We start from the raw sequence: 14255 nt of genomic DNA on the forward strand, positions 1-14255 counted from the left end.
CACGTCGCTCGCAGCAGTCGTGACTGCACGGGCCGACCTGAACGTGAACATCGCCGCGTTCCAGGCCGTCGCTGTCCAGTACGGTGGCCCGATCCTCGTCGCGAACGACGGCACCGCACAGCTGCCCTCCCCGCTTGTCTCGCCGGCGTCGGGCACGAACTACTACGTCGTCTTCGCGAAGCAGAACGAGCAGACCTCCCCCGGCACCGATGCGAACGACCTGTCCGTGTTTGGTGCAGCGCTGTCGACGACGTCGTTCGCGCTAGCCCGCGCCACGCTCCCCACGGGCGCGATCGAGCTCGCGACCGTGCAGGTGCCGTCGGGGGTGTCCGCGACGAACGCAGGCGGGGTCACGATCACGCAGACCGCCCAGTACACGACGTCCGAGGGCGGCGTGCTCCCGGTCCGGAACAGCACGGAACTCGCCGCCTGGACGCCCGCGGACGGTTCCCTGGCCTGGCAGATCGACGCCGCCGCACTGTTGGCGCGCCGCGGAGGACAGTGGACCCCCGCCGCACCTTCCTTCCGCTACTTCAACCTGGCCCGCAACGCCATGCCTGACGGAAGTGGATACTTCCAGGTGCCTACGGAGGACGCGACGAAGGCAACGGTGGCCGGGTTCTCATACACATACAACGGTGCTGACGGGACGTTGAAGTTCGACCCGGGCATCTACCTGTTGTCTGCGCGAGCACACCCCGGTGGTGTTCCGACGGGGACGACGTTCATGGAGCTGCGTGGGTCTGTTCAAGGCGTCCTCGCCCGATCAGCAGTCCCCTATTCCGCAGACCCGTGGATGACGGCCTCTGCCACGTTCCGGGTGGACGGCACAGAGGGCCTCGTCGTGACGATCCAGAAGCAGACCGGCGGGAACTCCAACGGAACCGGATTCCTGACCGTCACCCGCCTGTCCAACCTGTGATCTGAGAGGAGGTCGACATGGCTCTTCGCTGGTTCATCGCCGACCTCCTCACTGGCCGCGACATCGCGGACATCCAGGTCATGGCCTCATCCACGTGGGCTCGTTCGATCAACCGGGCGGAGAAGCTGACCGCGGATCTTGACATGCGGGATCCGGCGACCATTGCACTGCGGCCTCGGCAGACGATGGCACCCGGACGCAGCGTGCTCGCTTGCGCGTCGGATGACGTGATCCTGGGCGCGGGTCCGATCTGGTCGCACACGTACGACCGCGACCAGAAGATTCTCACCCTCGACGCGCTCGGCATGTGGTCGTACTTCGATCACCGCTTCGTGCTGCCACTCGCCGCGGCGACCCTCGATACGACCCAGTTCATCCTTCCGGACGCTTCTGCGGCGGGGAAGACGAAACCGAACCCCGCGGTCGGCACCTACCTGACCGGCTTGGAGTACGGGACGATCGCGAAACGGTGGGTGCAGCAGTCTCAGGCATGGACCGGTGGCAATGTCCCGATCCTGTTCGAAGCGGACCGTGCCGGAACCAGGGAGCGGAACTTCGAGGGGTCGGAGTTCAAGAGCCTCGGCACGGTGCTGACGCAGCTCTCTCAGGTCGAGGGCGGCCCGGACATCCGGTTCGCGCCGCAGTTCACTCCGGACCGTCTCGGAATCCAGTGGGTGTTGCAGACGGGCACGGACGCGAGTCCGCTGCTGGCGTCGTCGACAGTGTTCGAGTGGGCGATCGATGTGCCCCAGTCGCCGGTGTCCGGGGTGAAGGTCGAGAGCGACGCCACACGGCTCGCATCGATCGGATGGGCTACTGCAGGCCGTTCAGCGGACAGCGTGCTCGTGTCCCGCTCCACAGATCCCGCGCTCACCGATCTCGGCTACGCGACGTTCGAAACCCTCGACACAACCCATTCGAGCGTCAATCAGCAATCGACGCTCGACGGTTACACGGGCGAGGCAACCACCCTCGGCCGATCGGCGCTCGAGCAGTGGTCCTTCACCGTGGAGGCGGCACGGCAGCCGTACCTCGGCGCGTACTGGGAGGGCGACTTCTGCCAGGTCACGCTCGCGAACTACGACCCTGCGAAGGCCACCGGTGACCCGTACCTGTTCGAAGGCGGCACGTTCCAGCGACGCATCACGGCGCTGTCCGGGAACGCGAAGGGACTCACGGTGGGCATCACGACGCAGGCGGTGATCTGATGGGCAACGGGTACGCAAGCCCCGCTTTGGGCGAGCTCGGGTGGCTGGTCGAACAACTGCAGCAGATCCAGGTGCGGCTCGCCGAGCTCGAAACCCCGACCGGGACGTCGATGAACTCGCTTGTCGCTCAGGTGCAGCAGGCGATCGCGAACATCAACACGACGGTGAACGCGGCGATCAGCGCGAACTCGTACACGAAGTCGCAGATCGACACGAAGATCGGATCGCCCGGGCTGATCGCACCGACCGACGTCGCGGCATCTGGTCAGGTCTCATCGAATGGCGGCCCGTTCAAGTCGCAGCCGTCGTATGCGTACGCGGTCGCGACCAGCTACAAGGGCGCATGGATCGACGGAGTCACCTATCAGATCGGATACTCCGCGTCGAGCGAGAGGGTGAAGACGGATCTGCAACCGATGCGAGGATCCCGGATCTTGGATCTGACGCCCTACTGGGGCAGGTACGTGTGGGATGACCCCACGTCTCCGCCGAAGGCGTTCTTGCTCGCACGCGAGGTGCAGGACGCGGGGTTTGGTCCTGACGTCGCCCCTGTCGTCGAGGATGCTCCGCTGGTGATGCGCGACTCGCATGGCGACCCGATCCAGGTCGACGGGCGAGACGTCGTCATCCCTGTCGGGGAGGCGTACACGATCAACTACGGCCAGTTGGTCGTGCCTCTTATCGCGGCGGTGCAGGCTCTCGCCGCCCGGCTTGATGTCGCCGGACTCTAGGGTTTGAACGGGGTATCGCACTCCGGATGGTTCGGGTCGGGAAGCGTGATCGTGAAGCAGATCACCGGAAGGCAAGACGTGTCGTTCCCTCCGTCACCGCTGTTCGCCTGAGACCCGGCAGGGCATCGTACGGGCTCGGGTGCCGGTGCGGGCTCCGCAGGCGCCGGATCAGACGACTGCTCGTTCGACTGGCTCGGAGCGGTGTCCTCCTGCGGCTCCAGCGGTGCCGGATCTGCGGGCGCAGGCTCAGCCGGCGCAGGCGCGGGCGCTGGCGTCGCCGTGGGAGCCGGGGTGGGCGTGAACGTCGGAGTCGGTGTCGGGCTAGTGGTCTCTACGACAGGAATCGGAACAGCCCCCGCCCCGGAATTCACGGTCAGCCCGAGCGCCACCATTCCGCCGATCACGATCGCAACACCCGCGGTCGTGAGCCCCCCGACCAGCACCTTCTTGTTCATGACCGTCACCGTACACCAAGGTGCGTCAAGAATCTAGGCGCTTCTCGTGACTGAGATTGATCACCGTCTGCCGAGACAACCCGACCGCTTCCGTGATCTGCTCCCACGTTGCACCCTGTGATCGCGCAAGTCTCACGAAGGTCGACCGCTGATCCCAGGCGATCCGCAGGGCAGCGAGGTGGGCGAGCGCATCCATACGGACAGTCTAATTCTTGTACACCTTGGAAGCGCGGAAGCGCGCCGAGTGATCGAACGGAGCCACCATGATCGACGGCATCGCTGCAGCGAACTGGCTGCTGAACTACGGGCAGGTCACGCCGAGCCGGTGCCTGTTGTACGTGTGGCTGGCGTACAAGGCGCAGGGCGCATCGACGAGCATGGGCGCGCCGAACGCCTACATCGCCTGCGGCATGTCCGACGGGTTGCGGGCGGGCGATCGGAACCCTCCTGCCGGCGCTGCGGTGTGGTGGGGGCGTCGCACGTGGGACGGGAACCTCGACGGCGATGTCGTCATTTCTCTCGGCGGGGGGCGCGTGGCCGTCACCGAAGCGCCAGGGATGGGATCCGTCACAGGCTCTTGCACCCTCGACGAGCGCGAGGAACAGATCAGCCGGGAGTACCTCGGCTGGACGAGCTCGATCTTCGACTGCCCGATCAACGTAGCCGCGGGCAAGGACGCGGCACCTTCCAACGTCGCTGCGGCGGCCAGTCCTGAGGAGGACGACATGTACGCAATCCGCCTGGCCGGGTCCCCGGACTCCGGCATCATCATCCGACAGGGCGTTCCCCCGTACTCGCTGCCCTCCCAGGTGTTCGAGACCGAGGCGTCCACGTACGGGCTCGACATCAAGGATCTGCCCGACTGGCGGTACGGGACGGCCGTGCGTGAGCACTGGACCGCATTCAACACCGCCCAGGCGTTCTCGAAGGGCATGTCGCAGGACGACATCGCGAAGATCGCCACGTCGGTGCGGGACGCGCTCGGCGGGGTGATCACGCCCCCAAAAGCGTGACCCCGGACCCGAAGCCGGGGATCCTGTTCGCCGTCGACACGTCGAACTGGCAGGAGGGCATCACCGCCGACATCACACGGCTGTGGGCGCAGGCGGGTGTGAACCACGCGGTGGTGAAGATGGGCGGCGGGAACGTCGGCGTCTACGAACTGTCGACGCACCGCCCCCAGGTGGCCGCGTACCGTGCGGCTGGGATCCCCGCATCCCGGTACTGGTTCAACGGGCGGGACGCGTCGATCGACGCTCAGGTGGCGGCGGTGCGCGCGCAGCTCGCCGCGACGCCGCTGGCGGCCGGTGAGCGATTCGTGTGGGACGTGGAGAACGAAGGCACCACGCCCCGGTGGACGCCCGCGGAGGTGGAGCAGGCGGCTCGCGCCCTCGCGGATCTGGTGCCTCTCGCGCGTCAGGTTGTGTACTTGTCGGCCGCGGCGACCCGCGACGTCGACTGGTCTACGGTCGTCAGGCTCGGGCTGGGGCTCATGGTCGCCGACTACGGGGCCAACACCGGGCAGCCGGTCTCCGTCCCGCTGGTGGGGCACTGGCCGCGCGGACAGGTCTGGTTGTGGCAGTACACCGACCAAGGTCGACTCCCCGGCTACGGCGGCAACCTCGACCTGTCCACGGGTGGCCTGAACGCCGTGTGGACCGTGTTCGACCTGCAGACCGCGCTCAACAAGGTCATGGGGTCGGACCTGGTCGTCGACGGCGACCCTGGTGCGAAGACGGCTGCCGTGGTCGTCGCGTTCCAGACGAAGTACGGGCTCACCCCGGACGGTGTCGCCGGCCCGAAGACGCTCACGAAGCTCGCGGAGGTGGCGGGCTGATCCTGTGGTGCCCTCTCCCTGACCGAACCTCCGATGGGAGACCCGACGAATGGAAGCCTGGATCGCTCCCACCGCGATGATCATCGTCGCCCTGATCGGGGTGTCCGGTGTGGTCGCCGCGAACCGGCTGAACAAGTGGCTGAAGCAGCGCGAACGCGAGGACGTCCTCCAACGGCGCGTGTTCGTGCTGATCAACTACGCGGACCGGCTCCGCCAGCACATCTACCGGGGCGACCCGCCACCGCCCGAGCAATGGCCGTTGGGGATGTTCGACCAGGGAGGTAAGTGACCCATGAGCGAGGACTACTCGCTGCAGGAAGCGCTCGAGCGGGCTGTGCCGGATCCGGACCCGCGGCACACGCGCCGCCGCGGCGCGGCCGTGTGGGTCGTGATCATGCTGATCGCGGGCGCCGTGATCGCCGGGGTGCTCGCGCTCAGCATCACGGCCGCCCAGCAGGGCCAGCAGATCCAGACGCAGCACGCGGACGCGACCAAGCAGGAAGCGGTGATCGACGACCAAGCCGACGCGATCCGAGCGCTGCAGGATCAGGTGAAGCAGCTCGGCGGAACCCCGGTCATCACCGTGACGGGCGCGACCGGCGCGACCGGTTCGCCCGGACGAGCGCCGACCACCGCGGAGATCTCCGCCGCGGTAGCGGCGTACTGCGCGCAGAACAACGGCTGCGACGGGAAGAACGGCGCCGACGGCTCGAACGGGGCCGCGGGCGCCGACGGTCAGGACGCGCCCGCCGTGACCGCAGACCAGATCGCCGCAGCGATTCAGGAGTGCTTCTCCTCGGGCGCGTGCATCGCCCCGAAGGGCGACACCGGAGCCACCGGCGCCGACGGCGCGACCGGCCCCTCCGGCCCGGCATGCACGGAGGGATACACGCCGACCCCGCTGTGGGTGAACGCCGCGACCGCGCAGGACCAGCCACGCACCCTCCACCTCGTCGTCGCCTGCACCCCGCCCGCGACGCCCACCCCAACACCGACCCCCACCCCCTGAAAGGGCACCCCATGAACAAGCTCCGAGACTGGTTCACCGACGGCCGCCGCGTCGCGATCCAGGGCTTCCTCGCTACCCTCGGCGTCCTCGCCGTGCAGGTCGGCCTCGCTACCGAAGCGCAGGCCGGCATCGTCCTTGTGATGACCGGCGCCCTGCTGCAGCTCGCGCAGGGGCTCCTCGCGCTCGTGTTCCTCCGACGGTCGGACGCGTTCGTCTGGTTCAACACCGTCGGCCGCGGCCTCGTCTACGCGTTCGCCGCCGCCGCCGCACCTGTCGCCGTCACGTTCGGAATCATCACCGACGACACCTCCGCGACCATCCTGACCGGCGTCTCGAGCGCCCTCACCGCGTTCTCCGCTCTCCTCGCCGTGCTGAACGTCCAACCCACGCCCGCACCGTCAGGCAGTGCCAACAGCGTCAACATCCAGATGACGGGTGCGAGCTCGAGTCCGCTGCAGTCAGCAGGCCTGCTCGACCCGACGCGACGCGATCTGCGCTGACCCCCGCGACACGAATGGCCCCCGCCCCGGCATCACGCCCGGGCGGGGGCCATTCGTCGTTCAGAAGCCCTTGCGCTCCACGGACTTCGAGATCTGCCGGCGTTCCGCGGCGCGGCGGAGGATCTCGTCGCGGCACCACGTCTCCGCCGCGAGCAGCCCATCGCAGACGGTCAGCGTGTGCCGCTGCGCGGGGTCTGGGCTCCACCACTCCACGCGATGCTTCACGTGCGTCTCCCCGGTCTCCCGCAGCACGAGCGGCCCCTCGACGATGAGGAACCGCGCGCGGTACTCGTTGTCGATGACGAGCCACTGCGCTCGAGCGAGCTGGATCACATGCACCCGGGGAGGCTACCGCCGGCTGCGGACGTCGCGGGGGATCCATCGCTTACTCATCGAATTGGATGCCTAACCTGATCTAACCGGCGCTGCACTTTCGCGGAACTACGCGAAAGGTGAGAACTGGTTAGACCAGGTTAGAGGGCGCCCGATACCGCTTCAGTCTGGGTTCGAGTCCCAGCGGGGGCACTCCGCGTGAGGGGACTGGTCGCCGTTCCTGTCGACAGGGCAGGCGGTTCCGCACAGAGCGTCCGCCGAGCGCGAACGGGCGATCGTGCCGATCCAGAGGAGCGCGGCCCCCCGCGACGGATCGAACCGCCGGGCGGTCTGCCACACCTGGACGTACACCTCCTCCAGAACCCGCTCCGCCGCCACCGGGCAGGGCACCAGCCGGCGGACGAGCCCGAACACGCGCGCCGCCGTGCGATCGTAGATCGTCGCAAGAGCGGCCTGGCTCCCTCCCGACACCCGCCCCAGCAGTTCCTCGAGAGTCCCCGGATCGCCCGACGCGGGGCAAGGAGGGCTGATCTCGACGACGGACATACCGTGATCCTCGCTCTTGCCCGTGCACAAGCGGCGGGACTTGCCGAGGCGCCGAGGACCTGCTAAGGCCGAGGCGCCCGAGGTCGGTCCCCGCCCCGCGCGGATGACACCGCCGGGCGGCTCACCGCAGACCGTCCTCGCAGTTGCTGCCGGGCCGGGCATTCGACCACAGCGCGTACTCGGAGCCGTGGTCGGTCTCGACCTGCCACGGAGGGAATCGGACGAACTTCTCCATCGCGGCCCCCCAGGTCGCATCGGCCCTCGTCGAGCGGGGATCGTCGGCCGGGAACTCGTCCTGGGTGGTCCAGGACGCGGCGGGATGGTTCTTCGCCCACTCGTACATGCGCTGCCCGGTCTGGGACCAGTCGCGGGCGTTCATCTCCTCGGCGATCGCGGGCGGCATCGGCAGTCGGTTGGGCGTGCGGTAGTCGTACACGCAGGAGTAGGCGCGTCCGTCGTCACCGGTGTAGTGGAGGGAGATCGTCACGTTCGTCGTGAGGTCCCACCGCCCGACGAGCGCCAGGGCACCGATCACGATCCCTGCGACGACGACGACCGTGGCGGCCGTCGCCCCGACCACACGGATCCTCCGACGACGAGGGTTCGGCGGGCGATCACCGGGGTTCGGGGTCATCCCCTCACGCTATCGCGCAGAGCCGCCGCTCGACGCCGTCCGCAGGCGGGAACGATCAGCGCAGCGCGAGCGCCCAGACGCGGGTGCGCAGCACCACGCCCCGGAACGGGAAGTCCCTCTCGCCGAGATCCTCGAATCCGACCGAGCGGCACAGCGCGTTGGACGCGGCATTCTGCACAGACGGATAGGCGAACAGACGGTCCCGCGCCGGAGCCTCAGAAGACGCGATCCCGATGAGCCGGAGCAGCGCGTTCCTGGCGACCCCCTGGCCCTGCCAGGCCGGAACCACGTTCCATCCCGCCTCGTATGCGGCCTCGCCGTTCTCGTCGATCGGCCAGAATCCGATGCCTCCGGCGGGGATTCCGTCCGCGACGATCGCGTACATCCAGGCTCCACCCTCGGCGTTGAGCCGCAGGTAGCGCTCGTGGCGTCGCACGATGTCGTCGTCCGGCTCCGGGCCGCCGATGTACTGCGTCATCTCCGCCGTGTTGGCCTCGGAGAGAAGCGCGAGATGTTCCGGCGCCCAGCGCTCCAGCGTCACGTGTGCCACGGGCCCAGAGTACGACGCGCCTCGGACACGCGCGCCCTGACTTCGGCGCGAGCAGCACACCGCCGATGCACCGATCCGTCACCGAGACGTCCTCGTGGCCGCCCCGGAAGGAGCATCGCCGTGTCGACGCCGTTGCAGGCCAAGGAGGTGAGGTCGCTCGTCCCCGCTCGACTCGATCGCCTGCCGTGGTCGCGATTCCACTGGTTGATCGTGATCGGGCTCGGATTCTCCTGGATCCTCGACGGCCTGGAGGTGCAGATCGTCGCCGCCAACGGATACGCGCACACGCTGGGCATGGGCGCGGTCGAGGTCGGCATGGCGGGAACGGCGTATCTGATCGGACAGGTGGCCGGAGCGCTGTACTTCGGGCGGCTCGCCGATCGTCTCGGGCGCAAGAACCTGTTCCTCCTCTCGCTCGGCATCTACCTGGTCGGCAGCGCGGTCGCCGGTCTGTCGTTCGCACCCTGGTTCTTCTTCCTCTGGCGTTTCGTCGCCGGCGCCGGAATCGGAGGAGAGTATGCCGCGATCAACTCGGCGATCGACGAGATCATCCCGTCCAAGTACCGGGGCAGGGTCGACATCGCCATCAACGGCACCTACTGGGGCGGAGCGGCCCTGGGCGCGGTGGCGAACATGCTGTTCCTCGACACCGCGATCTTCCCGCAGGACTGGGGATGGCGGCTGAGCTTCTTCCTCGGCCCTCTGCTCGGGCTCCTCATCATTTACCTGCGCCGGCACATCCCGGAGAGCCCGCGCTGGCTGATGACCCACGGCCGGGAGGAGGAGGCCGAGCGCACCGTGGACGCGATCGAGGATCGCATCCGCTCGGAGGGCAAGGAGTTCGGTCCGGTCGACGACGCCGAGGCGATCACCGTGCGCGAGTACGGCCGCGTGCCGTTCCTCGTCATCGCGCGCGTGCTCTTCCGGCAGTATCCGCGGCGCACCTTCGTCGGCATCACGATGATGGTGACGCAGTCGTTCCTCTACAACGCCATCTTCTTCACCTACGCCCTCGTGCTGGAGCACTTCTACCACACGCCCCCTGCGGCGGCGGGAACGTACTTCCTCGTCTTCGCCGTGGGTAACCTCGCCGGCGCCCTGCTGCTCGGCCCGCTGTTCGACAGCTGGGGACGACGCAGGATGCTGTTCGGGACGTACGTGCTGGCGGGGCTGATCTTGCTGGCGAGCGCGTTCCTGTTCCAGGCCGGCGTGCTCGACGCCGCGACGCACACGGTTTTCTGGTGCGCGTCGTTCTTCTTCGCGTCGGCCGGAGCGTCGGCGGCGTATCTCACCGTGAGCGAGATCTTCCCCCTCGAGCTGCGCAGCCAGGTCATCTCCTACGTGTTCTCAATCGGCCAGCTCGTCGGCGCGATCGCCCCGACCCTCTACGGAGCGCTCATCGGCGACGGGAGCTCCCGCGAGCCCCTCTTCTGGGGCTACGTCCTCGGATCCTGCGTGATGATCGCGGGCGGAGTGATCTGCGGGATCTTCGGCGTGAGCGCGGCGCAGCGTTCGCTCGAATCGGTCACCGCGCCCCTGTCCCTCGTGAGGGACGACCGGACGGAGCACGGCGGGTAGCCCCCTCCCCCCACGCACGCGAAACCCCGCGCTCCGAAAGGAACGCGGGGTTTCGCTGAGCGTGCGCGGGCCTACTTGACGGCCACGGGCTCCTTGGCCTTCTCGGCGGGCGACGACGCGGGCGTCTTGGCCGGGGCGGGGGCGGCGTCGGCCGCCGGGCGCGGGCGCGCGGCGAACTCCTCGAACACGGCGCGCGGCGTCTGCACGGCCTCGAGGCCCACGATGTCGCGGCCGAGCCAGAGGTTGTTCCACCAGCCCCACAGCACGCGCCACTTGCGCTCCCACGTCGGCATGGCCAGACCGTGGTAGCCGCGGTGGGCGAGCCACGCGATGAAGCCCTTCAGCGCGAGGTTTCCGGACTGGAAGACCCCGTCGTAGAGCCCGAGGCCGGCGACGGCGCCGAGGTTCTTGTGGACGTAGTCCTTGGTGTTCTCGCCGCGGAGGACGGCGACGAGGTTCTTGGCGAGGCGCTTGGCCTGACGGACCGCGTGCTGCGCGTTGGGAACGCACATGCCGCCGACGCCGCCGCCGGACAGATCGGGCACGGCCGAGACGTCGCCGGCCGCCCAGGCGCCTTCGACGGGCTCCTCGGCGGTGCCCACGCGGAGATCGGCGCGGGTGCGGATCCGCCCGCGCTCCTCGACCGGCAGGTCTCCTGCGCGGACGACGGTCGGGTTGGCCATCACGCCCGCGGTCCAGATGATGAGGTCGGAGGGGATGACCTCGCCGGTGGAGAGCTCGACGTTGCCGTCGACCGCGCTCTTGACCTGCGTGTCGAGGTGCACGTCGGCGCCGCGCTTGGCGAGATCCTTGAGCACCCATTCGCTGGTCTTGAGCGAGACCTCGGGCATGATGCGGCCCATCGCCTCGATGAGGTGGAAGTGCGTGTCCTCGAAGGAGAGCTGCGGGTACTTCGAGATGAGCGCCGACGCGAAGCTGCGCAGTTCGGCGAACGCCTCGATGCCCGCGAAGCCGCCGCCGACGACGACGACGGTGAGCAGACGGTCGCGCTCGGGACCGGCCGGGATGGATGCCGCCTTGTCGAAGTTCGACAGCAGCGCGTCGCGGACGGCGACAGCCTCCTCGATGGTCTTCAGTCCGATCGCGTTCTCGGCGATGCCGGGGATCGGGAAGGTCCGCGACACGGCTCCCGCGGTCACCACGATCTGGTCGTACGCGAACTCGTAGGGTTCGCCGACCGGCGGCGTGATGGTCGCGATCTTGTGCGCGTGGTCGATCCCGGTGACCTTCGCGGTGATCACGTTGGTGCGCGAAAGGTGCCGACGGTGCGCGACGACGGCGTGGCGGGGCTCGATCGACCCGGCGGCCACCTCGGGCAGGAAGGGCTGGTACGTCATGTACGGCAGCGGGTCGACCAGCGTGACCTCTGCCTCGCCCTTGCGCAGGTGCTTCTCCAGCTTCCAGGCCGTGTAGAAGCCCGCGTAGCCTCCGCCCACGATCAGGATCTTGGGCACGGATGCGCCCTTCTTCGCGACAAAATCGCTCGCCACAGTGTTGTCTGCCACAGGGGCACAACTCCTCGTAATCAGGATTTTGGCGTGCGATGCGCGCGCGCCGAACGGATGCGCCGGGCAGCTGCGGTGACGCCAAGCGCTATCAGGATACCAGGGACCGTGAGCGCGATGAGCGGCAGGGTACCGTACAGCAGCGAGTCGGGACTGGGAATGAGGGGCGATCCCGCCCGGGTCGGCGCGTCCGCGGCGGGCAGCGGCGGGATCGCCACCGGCGTCGACGTGGACGGCGTCGGCTGCTCCGCCTGGGCACGCCGATGCAGACGGATCCACGCGGACAGGTCGCCGAGCGGGTTGCCGTCGACGCTGGGCAAGGAGGCCGCGACGGCGGACCCCGCATCGACCAGCCCGTACCCGTAGAGCGGATCGGGGTGCGCGGTCGCCTGCGCCGCCGGCTGCGCGGTCCGGATGATCTGGTTGATGACGTCGTCCGCGCTCATGTCGGGATGCGCGGAGCGGACGAGCGCGACGATCCCCGCGACGATCGGCGCGGCGCCGCTCGTGCCGTTCCACGTCTCGACCGTGCCGTTCGCGTCGATGCCGAGCAGTGCCTCACTCGGCGCGGTGACGGCGATCGTGATGCCCTGGGTGGACGCCGCTTTGCTCGCGACGCCGCTCTGGTCCACGCCTCCCACTGCCAAGACGCCGGGGATCGTCGCGGGGGCACCGACCATGGTCGTGCCGCTGCCGCGGTTGCCCGCGGCGACCACGACGACCACGTCGTGGTCGAAGGCGTAGAGGAACGCGTCGTCCCAGCTCTGATCCCAATCCAGGGTGTTCGTGGTGAAGGAGAGGTTGATGACGTTCGCGCCGTGGTCGACCGCCCACACCATCGCCTGCGCCACCTGCTTGGTGAAGGGCACGGGGGCCGTCGTCCCGAACGCGAGGGAGATCGAGAGGATCTTCGCCTCCGGCGCCACGCCGATCATGCCCGTCCCGTCCGCCTTCGCCCGCGCCGCGGCGAGGGAGGCGACGCGCGAGCCGTGATCGCTGTCCAGCGGTCCGAGCGGCGTCCGCCCGTCCGAGGTTCCGATCCCGGAGACGTCGGTGCCGTCCGTCACGGCCGCGTCGAGAGCAGAGGGGCCCTTGGCGACGCCGGTGTCGATCACGGCGATGGTCGATCCTGCGCCGCGGGTGGTCTTCCATGCCTCGTCCACATGGGTGCTCGCGAGCCAGTACTCGGCGGCGCGCTCGGGATCGGGCGTGGGCGACGGCGTCGGAGCGGCCGCGACGGCCAGCGGGGCGACGACAGCCAGCACGAGAACCGCGATGACCGGTCGCCATCGCGGGACGCTGCGCCGAGGCGCCTCCTGCCGGGTCATCGCCATCGGATCACGAGGCCCGCGCGGCTCCGGGCTCGAGGCACTCGCAGCGGTCGGGCGACCAGCGCCCCCGCTCCAGGGCGGCGTCGCCGAGCGGATTCACCCCGGGACCCGCTGCGAGGGCGTGTCCCGCGAGGGCGTGCAGGCACTTGACCCGTTCGGGCATCCCTCCCGCGGAGATCCCGGCGATCTCGTCGACCTCGCCGAACTGCGCGCGATCGGCGAGGTACGCGCGATGCGCGGCGAGGTAGGCGGCGGCCGTGCCCTCGTCGTCGAGCAGGGCCGCGAGCTCCGGCATCAGGTGCTCGGCTTCGAGGGTCGACATCGCGGCGGAGGCGGCGGGGTGCGTCAGGTAGTAGAACGTCGGGAACGGGGAGCCGTCGGCGAGGCGGGGCAGCGTGGCGACCACGGTCGGATTGCCGCAGACGCAGCGCGCGGCGATCCCCACGACGCCCCGGGCCTCGCGTCCGAGCTGGGCGGAGACGACGGCCAGTTCGGCGGGCGTGGGCGGATCGAAGGGAGGGGTGGTCACCCTTCCAGGGTACGGGTTCGTCCGCCGACGGTGGTCAGCGCGTGCTCGTCGCGGTCTTCGCGAGGCCCGCCCCGGTGAGCGAGCGCAGCAGCTGGTCGCCCCAGTCCGCGCGCCGCTCCTGTGCGGTGTCGCTGATCGGCGCCTCGTCCTTGGGCTGCGCGGCGGGGTCGATGTCGTTGTCGATGAGGTAGACGACCTCGCCCGGCTTGAAGTAGTACAGGCGCTCCCGCGCCTGGGTCGTGACGTACGCCGGATCCTCCCAGCGCTTGCGCTCCGCCTTGAGCGCGTCGATCTTGTCCTGGGTGACGTGGACCGACTGCTCCAGCACCGTGATCCGCTGCCTCTGGTCCAGGTACGTGCCGAGCGTCGGCACGAGCACCCAGGCCCCGAGCACCACGAGGGAGAGCATGATCACCATGAAGCCGCTGAGCCGGATCCCGCCGACCCAGCCGCGCACGTCGATCGCGGCGACGGACCCGCGCCGCGCCGATCCCCGGGGCGTTCTGCCCCCCGCAGACGACGAAGGAGGAGTCCGACGATCGGTCATGACTCCTCCTCCGTGTGCC

18 protein-coding genes are annotated in these 14255 nt (G+C 69.0%); 9 read left to right on the plus strand and 9 right to left on the minus strand.

The genetic code is table 11. The features are described 5' to 3' along the window. The 3 genes from Q0P88_RS05700 to Q0P88_RS05710 form a co-directional block, all read left to right on the plus strand. On the plus strand, positions 1 to 922 hold a 922-nt coding region (locus tag Q0P88_RS05700; protein WP_295012000.1), incomplete at its 5' end, for a hypothetical protein. Between the two features lie 17 nt (positions 923 to 939). Beyond that, the gene (locus Q0P88_RS05705) at positions 940 to 2130 is read left to right on the plus strand and encodes a hypothetical protein (RefSeq protein ID WP_295012002.1); all 1191 of its coding nucleotides are present in this window, start codon (positions 940 to 942) and stop codon (positions 2128 to 2130) included. Next, positions 2130 to 2861 (plus strand): hypothetical protein, encoded by a 732-nt coding sequence (locus tag Q0P88_RS05710; RefSeq protein WP_295012004.1) that lies wholly within the window; start codon positions 2130 to 2132, stop codon positions 2859 to 2861. The genes Q0P88_RS05705 and Q0P88_RS05710 overlap by 1 nt, the downstream gene beginning before the upstream one ends. A 480-nt stretch (positions 2862 to 3341) precedes the next feature. Here Q0P88_RS05710 and Q0P88_RS05715 read toward each other — a convergent pair whose 3' ends face one another. Continuing rightward, complete coding sequence (locus Q0P88_RS05715) at positions 3342 to 3512, minus strand: hypothetical protein (protein WP_295012006.1); 171 nt, start codon at positions 3510 to 3512, stop codon at positions 3342 to 3344. 67 nt (positions 3513 to 3579) lie between these two features. Between Q0P88_RS05715 and Q0P88_RS05720 the strand changes: the two genes are divergently transcribed. From Q0P88_RS05720 to Q0P88_RS05740, 5 genes are read left to right on the plus strand one after another with little or no spacing between them, the layout of a single operon-like run. Next, complete coding sequence (locus tag Q0P88_RS05720) at positions 3580 to 4329, plus strand: hypothetical protein (protein WP_295012008.1); 750 nt, start codon at positions 3580 to 3582, stop codon at positions 4327 to 4329. Then, entirely contained in the window at positions 4326 to 5153 is an 828-nt protein-coding gene (locus Q0P88_RS05725) for a peptidoglycan-binding protein (RefSeq protein WP_295012010.1), read from the plus strand. Before Q0P88_RS05720 ends, Q0P88_RS05725 begins: the two co-directional genes overlap by 4 nt. A 49-nt stretch (positions 5154 to 5202) precedes the next feature. After that, positions 5203 to 5442 carry a hypothetical protein gene (locus Q0P88_RS05730; RefSeq protein ID WP_295012012.1) on the plus strand — a complete coding sequence of 80 codons (240 nt, stop codon included), beginning with the start codon at positions 5203 to 5205 and terminating at the stop codon, positions 5440 to 5442. A 3-nt stretch (positions 5443 to 5445) separates the two neighbouring features. Further along, a complete protein-coding gene (locus Q0P88_RS05735) occupies positions 5446 to 6162 on the plus strand; it encodes a hypothetical protein (protein ID WP_295012014.1) in 717 nt (238 codons plus the stop codon). 11 nt (positions 6163 to 6173) lie between these two features. Next, positions 6174 to 6662 (plus strand): hypothetical protein, encoded by a 489-nt coding sequence (locus Q0P88_RS05740; RefSeq protein ID WP_295012016.1) that lies wholly within the window; start codon positions 6174 to 6176, stop codon positions 6660 to 6662. Between the two features lie 60 nt (positions 6663 to 6722). Here the strand turns inward: Q0P88_RS05740 and Q0P88_RS05745 are convergent, their stop codons facing one another. The 4 genes from Q0P88_RS05745 to Q0P88_RS05760 form a co-directional block, all read right to left on the minus strand. Further along, complete coding sequence (locus tag Q0P88_RS05745; RefSeq protein ID WP_295012018.1) at positions 6723 to 7001, minus strand: hypothetical protein; 279 nt, start codon at positions 6999 to 7001, stop codon at positions 6723 to 6725. Positions 7002 to 7157: 156 nt separating this feature from the next. Then, on the minus strand, positions 7158 to 7541 hold the full coding sequence (locus Q0P88_RS05750; protein ID WP_295012020.1) for a sigma factor: 384 nt from the start codon (positions 7539 to 7541) through the stop codon (positions 7158 to 7160). A gap of 121 nt (positions 7542 to 7662) precedes the next feature. Continuing rightward, positions 7663 to 8175 carry a hypothetical protein gene (locus Q0P88_RS05755; protein WP_295012022.1) on the minus strand — a complete coding sequence of 171 codons (513 nt, stop codon included), beginning with the start codon at positions 8173 to 8175 and terminating at the stop codon, positions 7663 to 7665. 55 nt (positions 8176 to 8230) lie between these two features. Then, positions 8231 to 8725 (minus strand): GNAT family N-acetyltransferase, encoded by a 495-nt coding sequence (locus Q0P88_RS05760; RefSeq protein ID WP_295012024.1) that lies wholly within the window; start codon positions 8723 to 8725, stop codon positions 8231 to 8233. Between the two features lie 120 nt (positions 8726 to 8845). Here Q0P88_RS05760 and Q0P88_RS05765 point away from each other — a divergent pair, with 120 nt between their 5' ends. Beyond that, complete coding sequence (locus Q0P88_RS05765; protein WP_295012026.1) at positions 8846 to 10303, plus strand: MFS transporter; 1458 nt, start codon at positions 8846 to 8848, stop codon at positions 10301 to 10303. A 71-nt stretch (positions 10304 to 10374) separates the two neighbouring features. Here the strand turns inward: Q0P88_RS05765 and Q0P88_RS05770 are convergent, their stop codons facing one another. The 4 genes from Q0P88_RS05770 to Q0P88_RS05785 form a co-directional block, all read right to left on the minus strand. Beyond that, complete coding sequence (locus Q0P88_RS05770; protein WP_295012225.1) at positions 10375 to 11778, minus strand: NAD(P)/FAD-dependent oxidoreductase; 1404 nt, start codon at positions 11776 to 11778, stop codon at positions 10375 to 10377. Positions 11779 to 11849: 71 nt separating this feature from the next. After that, a complete protein-coding gene (locus tag Q0P88_RS05775; RefSeq protein WP_295012028.1) occupies positions 11850 to 13157 on the minus strand; it encodes a S8 family serine peptidase in 1308 nt (435 codons plus the stop codon). A gap of 10 nt (positions 13158 to 13167) precedes the next feature. Further along, on the minus strand, positions 13168 to 13689 hold the full coding sequence (locus Q0P88_RS05780) for a DUF501 domain-containing protein (protein WP_295012030.1): 522 nt from the start codon (positions 13687 to 13689) through the stop codon (positions 13168 to 13170). A 34-nt stretch (positions 13690 to 13723) separates the two neighbouring features. Then, a complete protein-coding gene (locus Q0P88_RS05785; protein ID WP_295012032.1) occupies positions 13724 to 14236 on the minus strand; it encodes a septum formation initiator family protein in 513 nt (170 codons plus the stop codon). Positions 14237 to 14255: the final 19 nt, after the last annotated feature.

The sequence above is a fragment of the uncultured Microbacterium sp. genome (assembly GCF_945952435.1).
In the GTDB taxonomy this organism is placed as follows: domain Bacteria; phylum Actinomycetota; class Actinomycetes; order Actinomycetales; family Microbacteriaceae; genus Microbacterium.

Coding starts and splice junctions, on each gene's coding strand:
- Q0P88_RS05705 (WP_295012002.1), top strand. CDS start 940: ATGGCTCTTCGCTGGTTCATCGCCGACCTCCTCACTGGCCGCGACATC.
- Q0P88_RS05710 (WP_295012004.1), top strand. CDS start 2,130: ATGGGCAACGGGTACGCAAGCCCCGCTTTGGGCGAGCTCGGGTGGCTG.
- Q0P88_RS05715 (WP_295012006.1), bottom strand. CDS start 3,512: ATGGATGCGCTCGCCCACCTCGCTGCCCTGCGGATCGCCTGGGATCAG.
- Q0P88_RS05720 (WP_295012008.1), top strand. CDS start 3,580: ATGATCGACGGCATCGCTGCAGCGAACTGGCTGCTGAACTACGGGCAG.
- Q0P88_RS05730 (WP_295012012.1), top strand. CDS start 5,203: ATGGAAGCCTGGATCGCTCCCACCGCGATGATCATCGTCGCCCTGATC.
- Q0P88_RS05735 (WP_295012014.1), top strand. CDS start 5,446: ATGAGCGAGGACTACTCGCTGCAGGAAGCGCTCGAGCGGGCTGTGCCG.
- Q0P88_RS05740 (WP_295012016.1), top strand. CDS start 6,174: ATGAACAAGCTCCGAGACTGGTTCACCGACGGCCGCCGCGTCGCGATC.
- Q0P88_RS05750 (WP_295012020.1), bottom strand. CDS start 7,541: ATGTCCGTCGTCGAGATCAGCCCTCCTTGCCCCGCGTCGGGCGATCCG.
- Q0P88_RS05755 (WP_295012022.1), bottom strand. CDS start 8,175: ATGACCCCGAACCCCGGTGATCGCCCGCCGAACCCTCGTCGTCGGAGG.
- Q0P88_RS05775 (WP_295012028.1), bottom strand. CDS start 13,157: ATGACCCGGCAGGAGGCGCCTCGGCGCAGCGTCCCGCGATGGCGACCG.
- Q0P88_RS05785 (WP_295012032.1), bottom strand. CDS start 14,236: ATGACCGATCGTCGGACTCCTCCTTCGTCGTCTGCGGGGGGCAGAACG.